The 17,924-nt window shown below is 70.7% G+C and carries 18 protein-coding genes and 3 pseudogenes; 9 read left to right on the forward strand and 12 right to left on the reverse strand.

Features of this window, described 5'->3' with window-relative positions:
* Positions 1 to 138: 138 nt before the first annotated feature.
* From ACFYYJ_RS06655 to ACFYYJ_RS06670, 4 genes are read right to left on the reverse strand one after another with little or no spacing between them, the layout of a single operon-like run.
* Positions 139 to 420: a DUF1918 domain-containing protein gene (locus ACFYYJ_RS06655; RefSeq protein WP_389129233.1), complete on the reverse strand. Its 282-nt coding sequence runs from the start codon at positions 418 to 420 to the stop codon at positions 139 to 141.
* Positions 417 to 779 (reverse strand): cation transporting ATPase C-terminal domain-containing protein, encoded by a 363-nt coding sequence (locus tag ACFYYJ_RS06660; RefSeq protein ID WP_389129240.1) that lies wholly within the window; start codon positions 777 to 779, stop codon positions 417 to 419. Before ACFYYJ_RS06660 ends, ACFYYJ_RS06655 begins: the two co-directional genes overlap by 4 nt.
* 7 nt (positions 780 to 786) lie before the next feature.
* Positions 787 to 1,650, reverse strand: a complete 864-nt coding sequence (locus ACFYYJ_RS06665; protein ID WP_389129243.1) for a universal stress protein — start codon at positions 1,648 to 1,650, stop codon at positions 787 to 789.
* The gene (locus tag ACFYYJ_RS06670; RefSeq protein WP_389129246.1) at positions 1,647 to 2,555 is read right to left on the reverse strand and encodes a universal stress protein; all 909 of its coding nucleotides are present in this window, start codon (positions 2,553 to 2,555) and stop codon (positions 1,647 to 1,649) included. Before ACFYYJ_RS06670 ends, ACFYYJ_RS06665 begins: the two co-directional genes overlap by 4 nt.
* A 251-nt stretch (positions 2,556 to 2,806) precedes the next feature.
* On the opposite strand from ACFYYJ_RS06670, the gene ACFYYJ_RS06675 reads away from it, so the two are divergent.
* From ACFYYJ_RS06675 to ACFYYJ_RS06685, 3 genes are all read left to right on the forward strand, one after another.
* Positions 2,807 to 3,475 carry a CBS domain-containing protein gene (locus ACFYYJ_RS06675; protein ID WP_389129249.1) on the forward strand — a complete coding sequence of 223 codons (669 nt, stop codon included), beginning with the start codon at positions 2,807 to 2,809 and terminating at the stop codon, positions 3,473 to 3,475.
* Between the two features lie 33 nt (positions 3,476 to 3,508).
* Entirely contained in the window at positions 3,509 to 4,378 is an 870-nt protein-coding gene (locus tag ACFYYJ_RS06680; RefSeq protein WP_389129252.1) for a universal stress protein, read from the forward strand.
* Between the two features lie 366 nt (positions 4,379 to 4,744).
* Complete coding sequence (locus tag ACFYYJ_RS06685) at positions 4,745 to 4,891, forward strand: hypothetical protein (RefSeq protein WP_389129255.1); 147 nt, start codon at positions 4,745 to 4,747, stop codon at positions 4,889 to 4,891.
* 357 nt (positions 4,892 to 5,248) lie between these two features.
* On the opposite strand, the gene ppk2 is transcribed toward ACFYYJ_RS06685, so the two are convergent.
* A complete protein-coding gene (ppk2, locus tag ACFYYJ_RS06690) occupies positions 5,249 to 6,043 on the reverse strand; it encodes a polyphosphate kinase 2 (protein ID WP_389129258.1) in 795 nt (264 codons plus the stop codon).
* Positions 6,044 to 6,316: 273 nt separating this feature from the next.
* Here ppk2 and ACFYYJ_RS06695 point away from each other — a divergent pair, with 273 nt between their 5' ends.
* Positions 6,317 to 7,999 (forward strand): GAF domain-containing protein, encoded by a 1,683-nt coding sequence (locus tag ACFYYJ_RS06695; RefSeq protein ID WP_389130476.1) that lies wholly within the window; start codon positions 6,317 to 6,319, stop codon positions 7,997 to 7,999.
* A 14-nt stretch (positions 8,000 to 8,013) separates the two neighbouring features.
* Here ACFYYJ_RS06695 and ACFYYJ_RS06700 read toward each other — a convergent pair.
* Positions 8,014 to 8,220: pseudogene (locus ACFYYJ_RS06700) on the reverse strand (pyridoxamine 5'-phosphate oxidase family protein); the annotation flags it as partial.
* Between the two features lie 54 nt (positions 8,221 to 8,274).
* Complete coding sequence (locus ACFYYJ_RS06705) at positions 8,275 to 8,601, reverse strand: STAS domain-containing protein (protein WP_389129261.1); 327 nt, start codon at positions 8,599 to 8,601, stop codon at positions 8,275 to 8,277.
* A 256-nt stretch (positions 8,602 to 8,857) separates the two neighbouring features.
* On the opposite strand from ACFYYJ_RS06705, the gene ACFYYJ_RS06710 reads away from it, so the two are divergent.
* Positions 8,858 to 9,565, forward strand: a complete 708-nt coding sequence (locus ACFYYJ_RS06710; RefSeq protein ID WP_389129264.1) for a response regulator — start codon at positions 8,858 to 8,860, stop codon at positions 9,563 to 9,565.
* 60 nt (positions 9,566 to 9,625) lie between these two features.
* Here ACFYYJ_RS06710 and ACFYYJ_RS06715 read toward each other — a convergent pair whose 3' ends face one another.
* The 5 genes and pseudogenes from ACFYYJ_RS06715 to ACFYYJ_RS06735 all read right to left on the reverse strand — a co-directional run bounded on the left by ACFYYJ_RS06715 (position 9,626) and on the right by ACFYYJ_RS06735 (position 11,929).
* Positions 9,626 to 10,189 (reverse strand): universal stress protein, encoded by a 564-nt coding sequence (locus ACFYYJ_RS06715; protein ID WP_389130481.1) that lies wholly within the window; start codon positions 10,187 to 10,189, stop codon positions 9,626 to 9,628.
* Between the two features lie 92 nt (positions 10,190 to 10,281).
* Positions 10,282 to 10,732 (reverse strand): annotated as a pseudogene (locus ACFYYJ_RS06720) (transposase); the annotation flags it as partial.
* A 169-nt stretch (positions 10,733 to 10,901) separates the two neighbouring features.
* Positions 10,902 to 11,237 (reverse strand): transposase, encoded by a 336-nt coding sequence (locus tag ACFYYJ_RS06725; protein WP_389130483.1) that lies wholly within the window; start codon positions 11,235 to 11,237, stop codon positions 10,902 to 10,904.
* Between the two features lie 133 nt (positions 11,238 to 11,370).
* A pseudogene (locus ACFYYJ_RS06730) lies at positions 11,371 to 11,481 on the reverse strand (IS3 family transposase); the annotation flags it as partial.
* 142 nt (positions 11,482 to 11,623) lie between these two features.
* Complete coding sequence (locus tag ACFYYJ_RS06735) at positions 11,624 to 11,929, reverse strand: transposase (protein WP_389129267.1); 306 nt, start codon at positions 11,927 to 11,929, stop codon at positions 11,624 to 11,626.
* A gap of 619 nt (positions 11,930 to 12,548) precedes the next feature.
* On the opposite strand from ACFYYJ_RS06735, the gene ACFYYJ_RS06740 reads away from it, so the two are divergent.
* The 4 genes from ACFYYJ_RS06740 (at position 12,549) to ACFYYJ_RS06755 (ending at position 17,854) form a co-directional block, all read left to right on the forward strand.
* The gene (locus tag ACFYYJ_RS06740) at positions 12,549 to 13,940 is read left to right on the forward strand and encodes an MFS transporter (protein ID WP_389129269.1); all 1,392 of its coding nucleotides are present in this window, start codon (positions 12,549 to 12,551) and stop codon (positions 13,938 to 13,940) included.
* Positions 13,941 to 14,088: 148 nt separating this feature from the next.
* Positions 14,089 to 16,029, forward strand: a complete 1,941-nt coding sequence (locus ACFYYJ_RS06745) for a helix-turn-helix domain-containing protein (RefSeq protein WP_389129271.1) — start codon at positions 14,089 to 14,091, stop codon at positions 16,027 to 16,029.
* A 60-nt stretch (positions 16,030 to 16,089) separates the two neighbouring features.
* Positions 16,090 to 16,659, forward strand: a complete 570-nt coding sequence (locus ACFYYJ_RS06750; RefSeq protein WP_385359697.1) for a TetR/AcrR family transcriptional regulator — start codon at positions 16,090 to 16,092, stop codon at positions 16,657 to 16,659.
* Between the two features lie 13 nt (positions 16,660 to 16,672).
* Positions 16,673 to 17,854, forward strand: coding sequence for an SGNH/GDSL hydrolase family protein (locus ACFYYJ_RS06755; protein WP_389129273.1), 1,182 nt, complete (start codon positions 16,673 to 16,675; stop codon positions 17,852 to 17,854).
* Positions 17,855 to 17,924: the final 70 nt, after the last annotated feature.

Below are 17,924 nucleotides of genomic sequence, written 5' to 3' on the forward strand. Positions count from 1 at the left end.
GCCGCTCCGTGTGGGTTGCTCGCCTGCGCTCGTGCCGGTGGGCTGACCGGCTGAGCTCGTCCCCACCTCCGGCCGGAAGCGATGGCGAGATGGCCATAGCTTCCACGGTATCTCCGGCCGGGGGCCCGGCCTTTCCACTCAGCGGGCCATTGCCCCGTCCGGCCTCGCCTTGTGCTGCGGCGTACCGGTTTCGTCGTGGAGGTGCCGGACGTGGGCGTCCGGGCCGGGGAAGAACACGGTGGTACGACCGGTGTCGGACCAGCGCACGTCGTACGGTGGGGTGCCGTCCGGGTGGTGCAGGGCGATGACTTCGCCGTCACGGCCGGGCTTTCCGACGGTGGGGCCGCCCACGACGATCTGGTCGCCCACCTCGGCGTGGATCCCGTGCCCGTGGGCAGGTGAGTACGTGTTCATGGTCATGCCTTTCTGTGCAATGCGCCCCGCAGCAGCCGGACGGCGACGAATGCCGCGAGCGCTGCCGCGGTGGCGAGTCCTGTGCCGGCCCAGCCCACCGGCTGGGTGTTCAGCAGCGACTGCAGAGCGGGAACGTGCAGGGCGGCCATCGCGAGGAGGGCGGAGGCCGCCACGGAGGCGGGGAGGAAGAGGTTTCGGGTGGTGAGCAACCGGGCCCGCAGCCCCAGGGCCACGCCCAGCTGGGCCCCGAGCAGGGACAGGTCGTTGCGTCCGTACTGGGCCAGTCGGCGTTCGGCCTCGGCCTGCGTCAGCCCCGCCGGGGCTGAGGGCCCGACGGACGGCATCTCGATCGCGCGGCTGGTCATGGCGGGCTCATTCGGTGGGGACGGTGATCACTGGGCAGTGCGCGCGGTGCAGGAGGCCGTGGACGACGGATCCGATCCTCATGCCGGTGTATCCGCCGCGGCCGCGGCGGCCCACGACGACGGCCAGGGCGTGTTCGGCGGCCCGGGCCAGTTCCTCGACCGGGTGGCCGGTGAAGACCTCGTGCGTCACGTGCACGTCCGGGTACCTCTGGGAAAGGCCGGCGGTGGCCTCGGAGAGCAGGGTGCGCTGGGCCCGCAGCGCCACCTCCTCGTCGTCCAGCATGATCAGCGGCGGCTGCCACACGCAGATGACCCGCAGCGCCGCACCTCGAAGGTCGGCCTCGTCGAAGGCGAAGTCCAGCGCGGCAGTGGCGGACGCACTGCCGTCGATACCCGCGACGACGTAGGGCGGCTGCTGGCTGATGTGCTCGGCATCGCCCACAACGACGACCGGGCAATGGGCCTGGGCGGTGACGGGAACCACGAGCGAGCCGGCGCTGAAGAACTCGGCGGTGCGGCTCAGGTGCCGGGAGCCCAGCACGATCATGCGGGCTTCTCGCGCCGCGCGGCCCAGGACGGGGGCGGGGAAGCCGCCGAGCAGATCACCGGTGACGTTCACCTCGGGGTGGCGGTCACGCGCCCAGTTGCAGGCTTGTTCGAGTCTGTCGGATCCGACCTGCCGCAGGGCCGTCTGGCCGGGGGCGTCATCGACGTGATGGGCGTCGTGCTGGGACGGTACGGCGAGCACCAGGCGCAACGGGTGCCGGCGCCGTTGTGCCTCGTCGGAGGCCCAGGCCAGGGCAAGGTGCCAGTCCCTGTCCGGGTCGATGCCCACGACGATGTCACGGCTTCCTGCCGGGTGGCCGGTCATGACCGGCTCCCGAAGTCGCTGCCGGTCCGGGGGATGAGGAGGACGGGGCAGTGGGCGTGGTGCAGCAGGCTGTGCGTGGCCTTGCCCAGGTTGGGGGCGAGTCCGAGGGGCCCTGGGACCCGGCGGCCGCCCATGACGAGCAGGTCGGCGTGACGGGACGCCTCGACCAGGACACCGGCCACGGAGATGCTTTTCTCCGCATCGGCCTGCACCTCCAGGTCGGGGAACTCGCCGCGGACCACGTCCGTGACGGCCCGCAGACTCTCTGCGTGCCCGCCGGCGATCTCGTCGATGCCGTCGAGCATGCTGACGACCTCACCGACGGACTGGAGCACGTTCCACACGTGCAGCAGCCGCAGGGAGGCCTTGTGCAGCTCGGCTTCCTCGGCGGCGTACCGGGCGATCAGGAGGTCGTGTTCGTCCCGGATCGCCGTGAGGACCGTTCCGGTCTCCTCGGTCCCGTCGATGCCTCGGACGACGATGACGGGGGTCATGGCGATGGCCGCGGTTCCCAGCCCGACCGAGCCGAGCATGAGGGAGTTGAACCCGCCCAGGCCGCGGTTGCCCACCACGACCGTGCCGTGGAGTCCGCCGGCCCGGTGCAGGGTGTTGACGGCGTCCGCGCGGCTGAATTCGGTGGTCACGCTGAGGCCGGGGTGCTCAGCCGACACGGCCTTCGCCGTGTCGTCCAGGAGTGCCCGGCCGTTGACGCGGACCCGTTCGATGGTTTCCGCCGCCACATACAGGGCCCTGCCGTCGGTGTCGGCGCCGTAGACGATGTGCAGCGGACGGCCACGGCGTACAGCCTCCTTGGCCGCCCACAGGGCAGCGACGCGCGCCGACTGCGAGCCGTCCACGCCGACGGTGACCGAGCTGGTGTCCGGGGTGCGGAATGTGCCTTCCACGATTCCTCCCAACCGAGAAGCCGATGAGAGACACCACTCACGCTGGCACCATCGGCGCTTCGGGAAGAGGGCCGCCCGGGACCGCCGACAGGACCAAAGGTCCCCATCGCCGCGGCCTCGCACCTCGGGCCCTTACGGGCCCCCGGACGGGACCGTTCGGCCCTCGATCGCCGGCAGGCGCCGACGGATGGTGGGTGCACACCCGGCATCGGACATCAGCCTCGCGTGACACGGCGGAGCAGGAGGGCCTCATGAAGCACATCAAGGTGGCGGACCTGATGACCGACGAGGTCGTCTCCGTGGCCCCGGGCACCGGCTTTAAGGACGTCGCGAAGCTCCTCGCCCAGTACGACATCTCCGGAGTTCCTGTCCTGGACGACGAGGACCGCGTGGTGGGCATCGCTTCGCAGACAGACCTGCTGGCCCACACGGGCCCCGGCCCCCATACCTCCCAGCAGAGCACCACAGCGGCAGTGCCGCCCACAGCGGGCGACGTCATGTCCGCGCCCGCGGTCGCCGTCCGCGCCGAAGAGACAGCGGCTGGCGCCGCCCGGCTGATGACCCGCCGAGGTATCGAACGCCTCCCTGTCGTGGACGTGGAGGACCGGCTCGTCGGCATCGTCACCCGCCGGGACCTGCTCCGCATGTTCCTGCGCCCGGACTCCGAGATACGTCGGCGTGTCACGGGCGAGGTCCTCACGGAAGTGTTCGGTGTGCCGACCGGTGACGTCGACGTCCACGTGGTGGACGGCATCGTCACCCTGGCCGGCCAGGTCGAGCGCCGGAGTCAGCTCCCCGCACTCCTCAGCCTCGTCGAGCAACTCGACGGGGTCGTCGCGGTGGCATCGCGTGTCACCGCCCGCACGGACGACACGGCAACCACTCACGAGGACCAGGCCCGGCATGCGATGCCGTGGTGATGAGCACCTGACGGTACGAAGGGAACCGCAGCCATGAAGAACCACGTGACCGTCGGAGTCGATGGCTCCCCGGAGAGCCGGGCAGCGGCGCGTTGGGCGGCGCAGGAGGCTGTCTTGCGCCAGGTGCCGCTGCGGCTCGTGCACGCCGTCGACTGGCCCCTGGACCCGGTGTTCCCCGGCCTGGGCAGCCAGGACGTGGACCGCTGGGCGGACCAGGCTCTGACCGAAGCCGCGCAGGAACTGCGCGGGCGCCACCCTCACCTGGAGATCACGACCCGCTGCCTGACGGCCCGGCCGGCAGCCGCTCTGGCGGCCGAGGCCGCCGACGCCGGGCTTCTGGTCCTGGGATCACGCGGTCTGGGAGGCCTGGTCGGCTTCATCGTCGGCTCGGCGGCGATGTCCACCGTGGTCGCGACCGACACGCCGGTCGTCCTCGTTCGCGTCGCCGACAACCCGGACGGACCAGGCACCGGCACCAATGCCGAGATCGTCGTAGGCGTCGACATCCATGAAGCGTGCGACCGGGTACTCGCGTTCGCCTTCGAAGAGGCGGACCGACGCAACTGCCTGCTGCGGGCTGTCCACGGCTGGAAGATGCCGGCCGCCTACGGCTACGTCCCGTTCTTCGACCCGGACAACGAGCGGGACATCGGCAGGAGCGTCACACACATGGTGGACGACATGCTGCTGCCCTGGCAGCACAAGTTCCCCGACGTGAACGTCAGCCGCAACGTGTTCATGGGATCCGCGGGCGGGCATCTGGTCCAGGCCTCGCACGGCGCTGGACTCGTTGTCGTGGGACGCCATGTGCGCCGTTCCCCGCTCGGCGCGCACCTGGGATCGGTCGCCCACGCGGTCCTGCACCACGCAGCGGCCCCCGTGGCCGTCATTGCCCACGACTGAAGGAGTGGAAACCGGTGAACGGCCGTGCGGGGCACGCAGCAAGAGCGGAAAGAGTCCGCCCGCTTCTCGCGGAACCCGATTGTGCGGTGCACGGCGCTCGGCCGCTTCTCCGCATCCTCGCAAGGACCCTTTCCGCACTTCCATGAAACCACCCCCAGGCGGAGCCCACCAGGGCCGTCCGGACCCCTCGGGGCCCGGACGGCCCTACCCACGGACGGGTCGCCCTCCAGACCATCGCGAGTACCGGCCGACCCGCTGAGGAACGTCAACGCGCTCCCCTTCCTGGCCCAGGACGGACAGGTGGTCGGCGTCGCCTCCGAAGCCGACCTTCTCCGCCGGCGGCCCGCCGGTGGTGCGGCAACAGCCGTGCAGCCGATGACGAGCCCGGCCGTCACGACCCGACCCGAGTGGAGCGTGGTCCGTGAGGCCCGGGTCATGCTGCGGCACCGGGTCAAGCGGCTGTCGGTCGACGAGGAAGGCCGGAACACCTGGCGGCCCTGCCCCCGTGGGTGACTTCGGCTGGGCCAACCCCATACCGCATCGCGGCTGGGCCGTGTTCGAGAGGCGGCCACAGCCGGCTCTGCTGAGCTCCGAGGGGGACACGAGGGCCGACTGGTTGCGCGCCGGCCAGGCGATGGAGCGCGTCCTTGTGCAGTCAACCGCCGACGGCATTTGCCACCTCGATGACATCCCATCCCCTGGAATGGCCGGAGTTGCGCGCGACGGCCCGCGACCCGGTCGCGGCCATGGGACACGTGCAGAGATGGTCTTCCGCCTCGGCTACGGCCCCGCAGGCCCCGACACGCCCCGCCGCCCGTTGACCGAGGTTCTGGAAATCCGGGAGCAGACACCACCGGCGCCTACCGCGTTTCAATCCTTCCCGAGGGTAGCTGCGTGGTCGGGTACGGCGGTCTGCAGCTCCTTGGACGGACGCTGGTAGCCCGTGGACGGAGGCCTCGGCGGCAAGGTCAGCGACGGTACGGCCACGTCCGCGTAGGGAACCGAGGACAGCAAGTGGGCCATCATGTTGAGTCGCGCGCTGCGCTTGTCGTCGCTCTCGACCACGTACCACGGGGCATCGGCCGTGTCCGTGTGGACGAGCATGTCGTCCTTGGCCCTCGAGTACGCCTCCCAGCGGGTGAGGGACTCCAGATCCATCGGCGAGAGTTTCCACCGGCGCAGCGGGTCCTCCGCGCGGCGTCGGAACCGCTCCTCCTGCACCGCGTCGCTGACGGAGAACCAGTACTTGCGGAGCAAGATCCCGTCCTCGACCAGCATCCGCTCGAACATCGGGCACTGGCGTAGGAAGCGCTGGTGCTCGGCGGGCGTGCAGAACCCCATGACGTGCTCCACTCCGGCGCGGTTGTACCAGCTGCGGTCAAAGAGGACGATCTCTCCGGCGGCAGGCAGATGCTCGACGTACCGCTGGAAGTACCACTGAGTACGCTCCCGCCCAGTCGGTGTGGGCAGGGCTGCGATGCGTGCGACACGGGGGTTCAGGTGCTCGGCGACGCGCTTGATCGTGCCCCCCTTGCCCGCAGCGTCACGACCCTCGAAGACGACGACCAGGCGGGCACCTTCCACGCGCGTCCATTCCTGGAGCTTGACCAGCTCCGTCTGGAGCCGCAGCAGCTCTCTCTCGTATACCGCCTTCTTGAGACTCATCGCCGCCACCGTCCCTTTCGCCGTCCAGTGCTGCGATCAAGTCGGTCACGGCACCCGCCCGCGCGCAAGGTTGCCTCGCGTGTCGCACGGGTATGTCGAGACGCCGGCGTGGGCCTCACCGTCAGCTCTCACAGGGCGTTCGTTCCCCCGTCCGCAGTGACCGCGGTGGATGCCCCCTCGGGCTCGGCCGCGCCGATACGCTGACTCCGGACGGGGCGGGCAGCGAAGGGGAATCACGTGGGTGTGGGGGATCCGTTGACGCAAGTGCCGCGGATGCGGCTGGACGAGCTGCTCGACGAGCTCCAAGTACGCATCGACGCCGTGCGCGGCACCCGGGACCGGGTGCACAGCCTGCTGGAGGCCGTCGTCTCGGTGGGCCGGGAGCTGGATCTGGCCCAGGTGCTGCGGCGGATCGTGGAAGCCGCGGCACTGCTCGTCGACGCCGAGTACGGGGCGCTGGGGGTCATCGGTCCCGACGGCCTCACGCTGTCGCAGTTCCTGACCGTGGGGCTCACTGAGGAAGCCATTGCCGAAATCGGTCCCCTGCCGGCTGGTCACGGTCTGCTCGGAGAGGTCATCCACCACCCGGAGCCATTGCGTCTCACCGATCTCGGCGCTCACTCGTCGTCGTACGGGTTTCCTCCGCACCACCCGCCCATGCGCACGTTCCTCGGCGTACCGATTCGGGTGCGGGACGAGGTGTTCGGGAACCTCTATCTGACCGACAAGCGGGGTGGGGTCGATTTCGACACCGAGGACGAGACGGTGATCTCCACCCTCTCGGTGGCGGCGGGTGTGGCGATCGACAACGCCCGGCTCTACGAAGGGGCGCAGCGCCAGCAGCGGTGGCTGAAGGCCAATGCGGAAATCACCGAGAGCCTGCTGTCGGGCAGTTCTCGTCCGGCGGTGCTGGAGCTCATCGCTTTGCGGGCCCAGGAGATCACGGGGGCCCGGATCGCGGACATCTCCATGCCGGTTCCCGCTGCCGAAGGGCTGTTCGTGGAGTTCGCGGCCGGTGCGGACAGCAAAGCCAGGCGGGGACTCGTCGTCCCCATCGCGGGAACCCTCTCAGGGACGGCTCACCAGACCGGGCAACCCGTCACGGTCGTGCACGCCTCGGAGGACGACCGCTACCCGGACGATGCCCAGACACAGAGCGGGCTGGGCCCCGCCGTCGCGGTCCCGCTGGGCACCGCCGGCGGCGCCAGCAGGGGCGTACTGCTGCTCGCTCGTCCGGTCGGCGAGCCCGTCTTCGGCGAGAACGAGCTCGTGCCTCTCGTCGCCTTCGCGGGGCAGGCGGCGATCGCCTTGGAGCTGGCGGAGCGGCGCAGGGACGCCGAGCAGATAGCGCTGCTGGAGGAGCGCGACCGTATCGCACGTGACTTGCACGACCTGGCCATCCAGCGGCTCTTCGCCACCGGCATGACCCTCCAGAGCGCCGCACGGCTCGTCGAGCACGAAGGGGCCGCCGAGCGCGTCAGCCGTGCGGTCGACGACCTGGACGAGACGATCAAGATCATCCGTTCGACGATCTTCGGTCTGCGCACCAAGGACCGCGAGAGCGGGCCGGGTCTGCGGGCCCGCGCCGCCCGGGCCGTCGGCGACGCGGCCACCACCCTGGGCCATCCGCCGCGCCTGAGCATGGAGGGTCTGCTCGACACGGACGTGCCGTCCGAGGTCGCCGACCACGTCATGGCGGCGCTGGGGGAGCTCGTGAGCAACGCCGCGCGCCACGCGGGGGCGACCCGGGTCGCTGTGGCCCTCAAGGCGGAACCGGGCGAGATCGTGCTGACGGTCTCCGACAACGGCAGGGGCATCCCGGCCCAGGGCCGCAGAAGCGGTCTGCGTAACCTCGACGACCGGGCACAGAGCCTGGGCGGGTCCTTCACCGTGGACGCCCCCGACGAGGGGGGCAGCCGGTTCGTCTGGAGGGTGCCGCTCCCCACCGGGAGCTGACGGCACCGACGCGATCACCCCCGGCCAGCCGCCTCCGGCAGCGTCCGCTCCGCCTCCAGCCGGAATCCGGTGACGAGGTCGGGTCGGATCCGCAGGGCGCCGGTCATGGGCTGTCTCACCCACGGACTCAGCAGGGAAGCGAACCGGGCCCCCTCGTCGGCGTCGGCCACTGGGCACGCGTAGCCGGTGACGACGACGCTCCAGCCGAGGTGGGTGACGGGAGAACCAGGGCCGAACGGTCCCGACCCGGGAACAGACTTCGGCTACCGCCGTGGTCAGGCCGCCGCGAGCCCCAGCTCGCGGTCGGCGCCGAGCACCCGCATCGACTTGACCACCAGAGGCGGCACGCCACACAGCCGGAGCCTGGTTCCGGCCAAGCGGCAGCGGTGGTGCACACGCATGAAGAGGTCGATGCCCGAGCTGTCGCAGAATGAGATCCCGGACAGGTCCAGGACGAGGCTGTGTTGACCGGATGCGGCGAGTTCGGTGAGGCGTGGCTCCACCTTCCGTGCCGTGTGGAAGTCGAGTTCTCCTGCCAAGGTGACGCGCAGATCGTCGTCATTCGTCACCGCGGCCTTCAGGTCGATCAAGGTGGTTGTCATGGAACCTCCACGCTGCGTGCGGCTCTGCAGCCGAGCCGCGCCTTTCCCCGTGCGGCACCAGCTCACCGGAATCAGACCGGTCCCCGGAAGGCCCACATGCCCTTCGGGGAGGGCCGAAGGTCCCTTGTCCCATGGCGCCTCCCCCGCGGGGAAACGGGTGGATGAGGGCCTATCGGCCCTGTCCGTTCGGCCCCTTCGGCAGGCAGGATGCTGGAGTTCGTGCGCCCCGGACGGACCCAGTCGAAGGAGTTGCGTCATGACCGACAGCGGTGCTCCGGCCCCCGCCAAGACGCCGATCACGGTCTTCCTCCTCGACGACCATGAGGTCGTGCGCCGCGGGGTGCACGATCTGCTTGACGCGGAGCCCGACTTGAAAGTGGTCGGTGAGGCGGGCACGGCGGAACAGGCCCTGGTCCGCATCCCCGCGCTGCGCCCCCAGGTGGCGATCCTGGACGTACGGCTCCAGGACGGCGACGGGGTGAGCGTGTGCCGTGAGCTGCGCTCGCGGATGCCCGAACTGGCGTGCCTGATGCTCACCTCGTTTGATGACGAGGAGGCCCTGCTGGACGCGGTGATGGCGGGTGCCTCCGGATACGTGCTGAAGCAGATCACCGGCACCGACCTGGTCACCGCTGTCCGCACGGTCGCGGCCGGCCAGTCCATGCTCGATCCCGGAGCCACGACCCGGCTGATGGCCCGCATGCGCGGTGACGTGCCCAAGGAGGAGCAGGTCCCCGGTCTCCCCGGATTCACCGACCGGGAGAAGGAGATCCTCGTCCTGGTCAGCGAGGGGCTCACCAACCGGGAGATCGGCAACCGCCTGTACCTCGCCGAGAAGACCGTCAAGAACATCATCTCGCGCCTGTTCACCAAGCTGGGTGTGGAGGGCCGCGTCCAAGCCGCCGTGATCGCCAGCCATACGCTGATCCCGCCGGGCCAGCGCCCCGTGCCGGCTGCCGAATAGTCGGAAGCCGGGCACGCCCTACAGTTGCGTGCCCGGCTCTCCCGCCTGCCCCGGGCCGGGTCAGGGGTGCGGGACCACCGCCACAGGACAGGTCGAGTGGTGCAGGACGGCATGGGCCACGGACCCGATGTGCGCCCCCATTGCCGACTCGCGGACCCGGCGGCCGACGACGAGCAGTTGCGCGTCGGACGCGGCGGCCAGCAGCACGTGGCCGCCAGTGCCCTGCTCCACGTGCGCGACGACTTCGACCTCCGGGTGCTTCACCCGCCACGGCTCCAGTGCCCGCTCCAGCGCGGCCTTCTCGTACGGCTCCAGGCCACCGAACTGGTCGGCGATCCACATCGACCCGGGGCTGTAACCGTAGACCGGAGGCAGGCTCCATGCGCGGACCGCACGGAGCGGCACCTTGCGTGCCGCGGCTGCCTCGAAGGCGACGCGCAGTACCTCGGAGGATTCCTGTACGCCGCCCTGCTGCCCGACGACGACCTCGCCCTCCTCCGGTACGGCGACCTGCCTGCCGTGCGCGGAGCGTACGGAGACGACGGGGCACTCCGCGGCGGCGATCACCTGCTGACCGTAGGAGCCCAGCAGGAAACCGACCAGCGCTCCGTGCCCGCGAGTCACGGTGAGGTCCAGTCCCGGGTACCGGTGGGTGAGCTCGCCCTCGACCTCCTTCAGGACATCGTCGGCGCGATGGGCTCCGGTGTCGCGGTCCTGGACGGGGAAGTCGACGCGAAGCCGCCGCGAGATCTGTTCCGGGCTCCATGCCGTCGCCCATCTTCTGTCCTGCCGGTGTGGCTTGTTCAGCCCCTTCCATAAGGGCGTCCCGGGTCCGGTGACAATCGTGCCGTCGCGACGACGGACACTCCCGGCGAGCCGTTCCTGCACGTACTCACGCAACCTGTCGTTGCCCGCGAGCTTGGCTGCCTTCGGGCGCTTCGCGGCCTGCTGCGCCTTCCACTGAGCGACCGTGGCCCGATACTCCTGCTTCCCGCTGCGGGTGGCGGCGTTGCGGCGCAACTCGCGCGAGATCGTCCCCGGGTCACGCCCGACCACGCGGGCGATCTCTCGCACGCCCTTGTCCTGGGCGCGCAGAATCGCGATCTCCTCGCGCTCCTCGAAGGACAGGTAGCGGCCGGTGGGCTCGGCCAGAGAGATCGGCTGCATGCCGCCGGCGTGACGGAACCACCGAGAGCCGACCGGCACCGAGACCCCGACCGCCAGCGACGCTTCAGCCGTCGTGATACCTGTAGCGATCAGCCGCCAGAACTGCCGCTGCACCACCCGCGACGGATCAGGCCGGCCAGGCGAACGCATCGCCGGCCTCAGCGCCCGGTCAGCACGCCACTGCCGCCGAAGACTCTCGGGCGCATCGCCGGTCTTCCTGCTCCAGTCCTCCGTAGCGATCTTGAACACCTCCGAAATCAAGGTGTTGCGACGACCGATTGAATCCGCCCTGGCTGACGCGGTCGGAGTGGAAGACGACCGTCCCTTCCGGTTGCCGCTGGTGGCAGGCGGCCTTGAGGGCGTCCGCGGCGAGGGAAGTGCCCAGGTGGTCGGAGGTGGCCCAGCCGACGATCCGCCGGGAGGCGATGTCGATCACGGTGGCCAGGTAAAGCCAGCCCTCGTTGGTCGGGATGTAGGTGATGTCGCCGCACCAGCGCGTGTCGATGGCCTCGTGGGGTCGGGCCGGAAGTCGCGTCGGACCAGGTCAGGTCGGGTCTGCGCATGGGGATCGGGGATGGTGGTCCGTTGTCCCCGCCTGTGGTGCCGGCCGGCGAGACCGGGGCCCACATGAGGCGGGCGACCCGGCGGCGGCCGCAGGAATGGCCGTAACGCAGGAGGGCGGCATGGACGCGTGGGGCTCCGTAGAGGCCGCGGGACTGCTTGTGGACCTCGGTGATCTGGGTGCTCAGCTCGGCGTCCCGGGCCGCCCGGGACCCCCGGGGGCAGGACTTCGGCGGGCGTAGTGGGCGGACTGGGAGACCTTCATCGGTTCACAGGCCCGTTTGACATCGTGACCTGCCTGCTTCTCCGCCTCGATGAACGGATCGACCGTCACCGGGTCCCCCTCGCGAAGAAATCCGTGGCCCGCTTGAGGATCTCGATGTCCTCCCGCAGACGGCGGTTCTCCCGCCGCAGTTCGGCGAGCTGGGCCAGCTCGTCGCGTTCCAGGTCCTTGGGCTGGTGGCTTTCGTCGGCCTGGGCCAGCCACAGCCTGACCGCGGTCTCGGTCAGGTCGAAGTCTTTGACGACCTCGGGCACGGACCGGTCACCTCGCAGGCACATCTCCACGATCTCGGCCTTGAAATCGGCCGTGAACTGCCGCCTGGACCGAGGCTTCTTCTTCGGTATGTTCTCCATCCTGGACATCCCTCCCCGGGCACGAGCCCAGATCTCGGATGTCCGCCAAACCGAAGCAACCCCAATCCGCCCATCACTCACGAGACGTACGCGCACGTGATGCCGGACGCCCCGGGGCGGCCGAGAGCCCTGATGGATTCGGTCTTCACACGCGAGACCGAACTGAGCCTTCCGCTCGAGTTCGAGGCCGTGGTCCAAGCGGCCTGATGCCCGGTCCTGCGACAGCGATGCGGTCGGCCCCGCCCCGGCCGCCGCATCAGCGGACGGGAGGCATCGGGGACCCGATCCGCCCAGGAATGACCGAGTTCAACGCTGCGTAGTCAGCACCGAACCAGCACGGGAGGGGTTGGCAGGGGTGCTGACGAGGGCTTTCGGGTCAGCACCGAACCAGCACGGGAGTCAGCACCGTACCGTCAAACCGTGCTGCAACGGGCATACTGACGTCCCCCTGGCGGGGTCCGTCAGTGCCCATGTCGAGCCGCGGCCGACTCGCAGGTGGTGGTTGCGCACGTGTGGGTACCGCCAAATATGGCGGCCCCTCACATATGCCCCTGACCTGCGCGTTCCTATGGTGTGGCGACACGGAATCGTCCCCGCCCCCAGTCCGGAAGTGGTACTCATGGCCGCCCCCGCCACACCGTCAGCAACCCCCGGCAACATCAGGAGAGTCGTCGCCGCCAGCCTCGTCGGGACCACCATCGAGTGGTACGACTTCTTCCTCTACGGCTCCGCCGCCGCCCTCGTCTTCAACAAGCTGTTCTTCCCCAGCAGCGAACCGCTGGTCGGCACCCTCCTCGCCTTCCTCACCTACGCCATCGGCTTCGCGGCCCGCCCCCTCGGCGGCGTGGTCTTCGGACACTACGGCGACAAGATCGGCCGCAAGAGGCTCCTCATCCTCAGCCTCCTCATGATGGGCGGCGCCACCTTCGCCATGGGCCTGCTGCCCACCCACGCGAGCATCGGCGTCGGCGCGCCGGTCCTGCTCACCCTGCTGCGCCTCATCCAGGGCTTCGCCCTCGGCGGTGAATGGGGCGGCGCGGTCCTGCTCGTGTCCGAGCACGGGGACGACAAGAGCCGTGGCTTCTGGGCCTCTTGGCCGCAGGCCGGTGCCCCCGGCGGGAACCTGCTCGCCACCGGTGTCCTCGCGCTGCTCGCCGCCGTCCAGTCCGACGAAGCCTTCCTGGCCTGGGGCTGGCGCATTCCCTTCCTGCTCTCCGGCGTCCTCGTCGTGGTCGGACTGTGGATCCGGGTGTCGGTCGCAGAGTCGCCCGTCTTCCTCGAAGCGCAGGCCAGGGCAGCCGAACAGGCCGCCGCCGGCGCCAAGGAGAAGCTCCCCGTCGCCGAGGTGTTCCGTACCAACTGGCGCGGGGTCCTCACCGCGATCGGGACCCGCCTCGGCGAGAACATCTCGTACTACATCCTCACCGCGTTCCTCCTCGTCTACGTCACCACCCACCTCGGACTGTCGAAGAGCAATGGGCTGAACGCCGTCCTCATCGGCTCCGCCGTCCACTTCGTCACCATCCCGGCCTGGGGCGCGCTCTCCGACCGCATCGGCCGCCGCCCGGTCACCCTGATCGGCTCGGTCGGCATGATCGGATGGGCCTTCGCCTTCTTCGCGATGCTGGACACCAAGTCGTTCCCGGCGATAGCCGCCGCGGTCACGGTCGGACTGCTCTTCCACGGCGCCATGTACGGCCCCCAGGCGGCCTTCATCTCCGAGATGTTCGACACCACCGTCCGCTACTCCGGCGCCTCCATGGGCTCCCAGCTCGCCTCGATCATCGGCGGTGCCCTCGCCCCGATCGTCGCCGTCGAACTCCTCAAGGACTACGGCGCGTCCCTGCCCGTCTCGCTCTACCTGGCGGCCGCGGTCGTCATCACCACGCTGACCGTCCTCGTCGCGAAGGAGACCCGGGGGCGCGACCTGGCCCGGAACCACACCCCGGCCGGCGCCGCCATCCCCGGCGCGCGCCAGATCGACCACCGATCGGCCTCCGCCGCCGGATGAGTCGCCCCACCGGCCCCGCGTCCGCGGCTGAGTCCGCGTCCGACTCCGACTCCGCGTCCGCGTTCGCGTCCGCGTTCGCGTCCGCGTCCGAGGACGGCGGATACGGGGCCGGTGCCGTCCGACCGCATACGACCACGGAGAACACCCCATGCCCAGCACCGTGAAGGATCCCGGCACCGGGCAGCAGCCGTGGACCGCCCTGCGACAGCTCCTGGACCTCCTCGCGCAGGGCGCGCCGCCCGAGCACTTCACCCGCCCCGCCGAAGAGGCCGTGGGTGCAGGCCCGGATGCGGCCGAGGCGATCGCCGACGCGACGCGGGTGGCCCTGCGGATCCGCAGCACCCTCAGCCAGCACCGGCGCCGCGAGGCCGAACTCGCGGCCCTCTTCGACACCGCAGGAGACCTCGCCGCCCTCAGGGACCTGGACGCCGTCCTGAGGGCGATCACCCACCGGGCCAAACTCCTCCTGGGCACGGACGTCACGTACCTCTCCCTCAACGACGACGAAGCCGGAGACACCTACATGCGGGTCACCGACGGCTGCGTCTCCGCCGCGTTCCAGCGGGTACGACTGGGCATGGGGGAGGGGCTCGGCGGTCTCGTCGCCGAATCGGCCCGCCCCTACACCACCGGCGACTACCGCGACGACACCCGCTTCAAGCACACCGGCCCGATCGACAGCGCGGTCATCGAAGAGGGCCTGCACGCCATCCTCGGCGTACCGCTGCGCCTGGGCACACGGGTGATCGGCGTCCTCTACGCCGCGGACCGCACCTCCCGCACCTTCGGCCCGGACGAAGTCGCGCTCCTGTCCTCGCTGGCCGACCACGCCGCCATCGCCATCGACAGCGCCCGCCTGATGGACGAGACGCGCACGGCCCTGGTCGACCTCAACGCGGCCTCGCAGACCATCGAGGCGCACAGCGAAGCCGTACGACGTGCCGAGGAGGCCCACGACCGACTCACCGACCTCGTCCTGCGGGGCGGAGGCATCACCGACGTCGCCACCGCCATCGGCGGCATCCTCGGAGGCGGCACCCTCATCCACGACGCGGACGGAGCCGAACTGGCCCGGGCGGGCGCCGAAACGCGGCTGCCGCCCCCGCAGGCGGTGGCCGCCTCGCGGGCCGGCGGGCGCGCCGTACCCGTGGACGGCACCTGGGTCTGTGCCGTACTCGCCGGCCACGAACTCCTCGGCAGCATCGCCCTCACGGGCCGGCCCGACCTGGGGGAGGCCGACCGACGCCTCTTCGAACGCGCCGCTGTCGTGACGGCCCTGCTCCTGCTGCTGCGCCGGTCCGTCGCGGAGACCGAGGACCGCATCCGCGGCGAACTCCTGGGGGACCTCCTCACCCGGGCCGCGGACCCGGGCACCCTCTCGGCCCGTGCACGGCGGCTCAAGGTGGACCTGGGTCATCCGCACACGGTCTTCGTCCTGCACGCGCCCGCCGTTCCCCGGCCCCGACTCCTGGCCGTGGCCGCCCGTACCGCGCAGGCCCGGCACGGACTGGCCGGCACGCACCGCGAGGAGGTGGTCCTCGTGTGCCCCTCCGACACCCCGAGCGCCTGCGCCGCGCGGCTGGCGGACGAACTGGGCGCGGCCGTCGCCGCGCCGGTCACGGTCGCCGCCGCGGGGCCGGTCGCCGGGCCCGAGGGTTTCTCCGACGCCCATGCGGAGGCCCTGCGCTGCCTGTCCGCCCTCAGGGCCCTCGGCCACGAGGGGAGCGGAGCCGCACTGGCCGACCTCGGGTTCGTCGGCGTACTCCTCGGGGACCGGGCCGACCTGCGCGGCTACGTCCGCCAGACGCTCGGCCCGCTGCTCGACTACGACGCCCGACGCGGCACCGACCTCCTGCACACCCTCCGGGTGTACTTCGCCGCCGGGATGAACCAGACGAAGGCGCGCGAGGCACTGCACGTCCACATCAATACCGTCGTCCAGCGTCTGGACCGCATCGGGCAGCTGCTGGGCCGTGACTGGCAGCGCCCCGAGAAGGCGCTCGAACTCCAGATGGCCCTGCGTATCGCCCAGGTGTCGTGCACTCCCGACGAGAGTGCCTTCGAGAGTGCCTTGGGTGACGTGCGCTGATTTGCCTAAAAGCTTTAGGGAAATCCATACTCCTCTTAGGTTGATGGAGGAGGCGTGATGGTGGGACGGGCAGGATTGACCGCGGAGCGGCTGGTGCGCGCCGGGGCCGAGCTGGCGGACGAGATCGGTTTCGAGCGGGTGACCCTGTCGGAACTCGCCCGGCGCTTCGACGTGAAGGTGGCGAGTCTGTACTCCCACCTGAAGAACTCCCACGACCTGAAGACCCGGATCGCCCTGCTCGCCCTGGAGGAAATGGCCGACCAGGCCGCCGACGCCGTGGCCGGGCGGTCGGGGAAGGACGCGCTCGCCGCGTACGCGGGCGTCTTCCGCGACTACGCCCGCCGGCACCCCGGCCGGTACGCCTCGACCCAGTTCCCGCTCGACACGGAGACCGCCCTGGCCGGCGCCGGCGTACGGCACGCGCGCATGACCCGCGCCATCCTGCGCGGCTACGACCTGGTGGAACCGGAGGAGACCCACGCCGTCCGGCTGCTCGGCAGCCTCTTCCACGGCTACGTCAGCCTCGAGAACGCCGGCGGCTTCAGCCACAGCGCCCCCGACAGCCAGGAGAGCTGGGAGCGGGCCGTCGACGCCCTCGACTCCCTGCTGCGCAACTGGCCCACCCCCTGAGCAGGAGCAGACGATGACCACCGAACCCACCTGGACCACCACCTCGATCACCGCCGGGCTGCTGCGCGGCGCCATCGAGCTGGAGCGCACCGCGCACGGACTCCTGCCGCACCGGCTGCCGCCCCGGGCCCGCGCCCAGTCCACCGACGGACAGTTGGCCATGGCCGAGGCCCAGCCCTCCGGAGTGCGGCTGGCCTTCCGTACGACGGCCACAGCCGTCGAGCTGGAAACCCTGCCCACCAAGCGCGTCTACGCCGGCGCCCCGCCCCGACCGGACGGCGTGTACGACCTGCTCGTCGACGGCCGGCTCGCCGCGCAGGGCACCTGCGCCGGCGGCAACACCCTCGCCATCGACACGAGTGACTGGAGCACCGAATTCCGCCCCGGCGCACCGTCCGCGGTCCGTTTCACCGGACTGCCCGGCCACGCCAAGGAAGTGGAGATCTGGCTGCCCCACGACGAGACCACCGAGGTGGTCGCCCTGCGCACCGACGCCCCCGTGGAGCCGCTGCCCGACCGCGGCCGGCCGGTCTGGCTGCACCACGGCAGCTCGATCAGCCAGGGCTCCAACGCCACGAGCCCCAGCGCGATCTGGCCCGCGCGCGCCGGAGCACTCGCGGGCGCCGAACTGGTCAACCTGGGCTTCGGCGGCAGTGCGCTGCTCGACCCGTTCACCGCCCGCACGATGCGCGACACCCCGGCCGACCTGATCAGCGTCAAGGTGGGCATCAACCTGGTCAACCTCGACCTGATGCGGCTGCGGGCCTTCGGTCCCGCCGTGCACGGCTTCCTCGACACGATCCGCGAGGGTCATCCCACCACGCCGCTGCTCGTCGTCTCCCCGATCCTGTGTCCGATGCACGAGGACACCCCGGGCCCGACCGCCGTCGATCCGTCCACCCTCGCCGCCGGGCAGTTGAGGTTCCGGGCGACCGGCGATCCGGCGGAGGTGGCCGGCGGGAAGCTGACCCTCGGCGTCATCCGGACCGAGCTGGACCGGATCGTGCGCGAGCGGTCCGCCGACGACCCGAACCTGTACCACCTCGACGGACGGGAGCTGTACGGAGCCCCGGACGCGGCCGAACTGCCGCTGCCCGACAACCTCCACCCGGACACCGCGACGCACGCCCTCATCGCCGAACGCTTCGCGAAGCTGGCCTTCGCCGCGAACGGGCCGTTCTCCGCTCGCCGCTGATCGTGGTGGAGTCGAGAACACGCCGTCACCAAGCTGTGAAACTCCGGCGGGACGCTGGTGCTCAGGCCAG

This window comes from Streptomyces sp. NPDC002467, assembly GCF_042889825.1.
Taxonomy (GTDB): domain Bacteria; phylum Actinomycetota; class Actinomycetes; order Streptomycetales; family Streptomycetaceae; genus Streptomyces.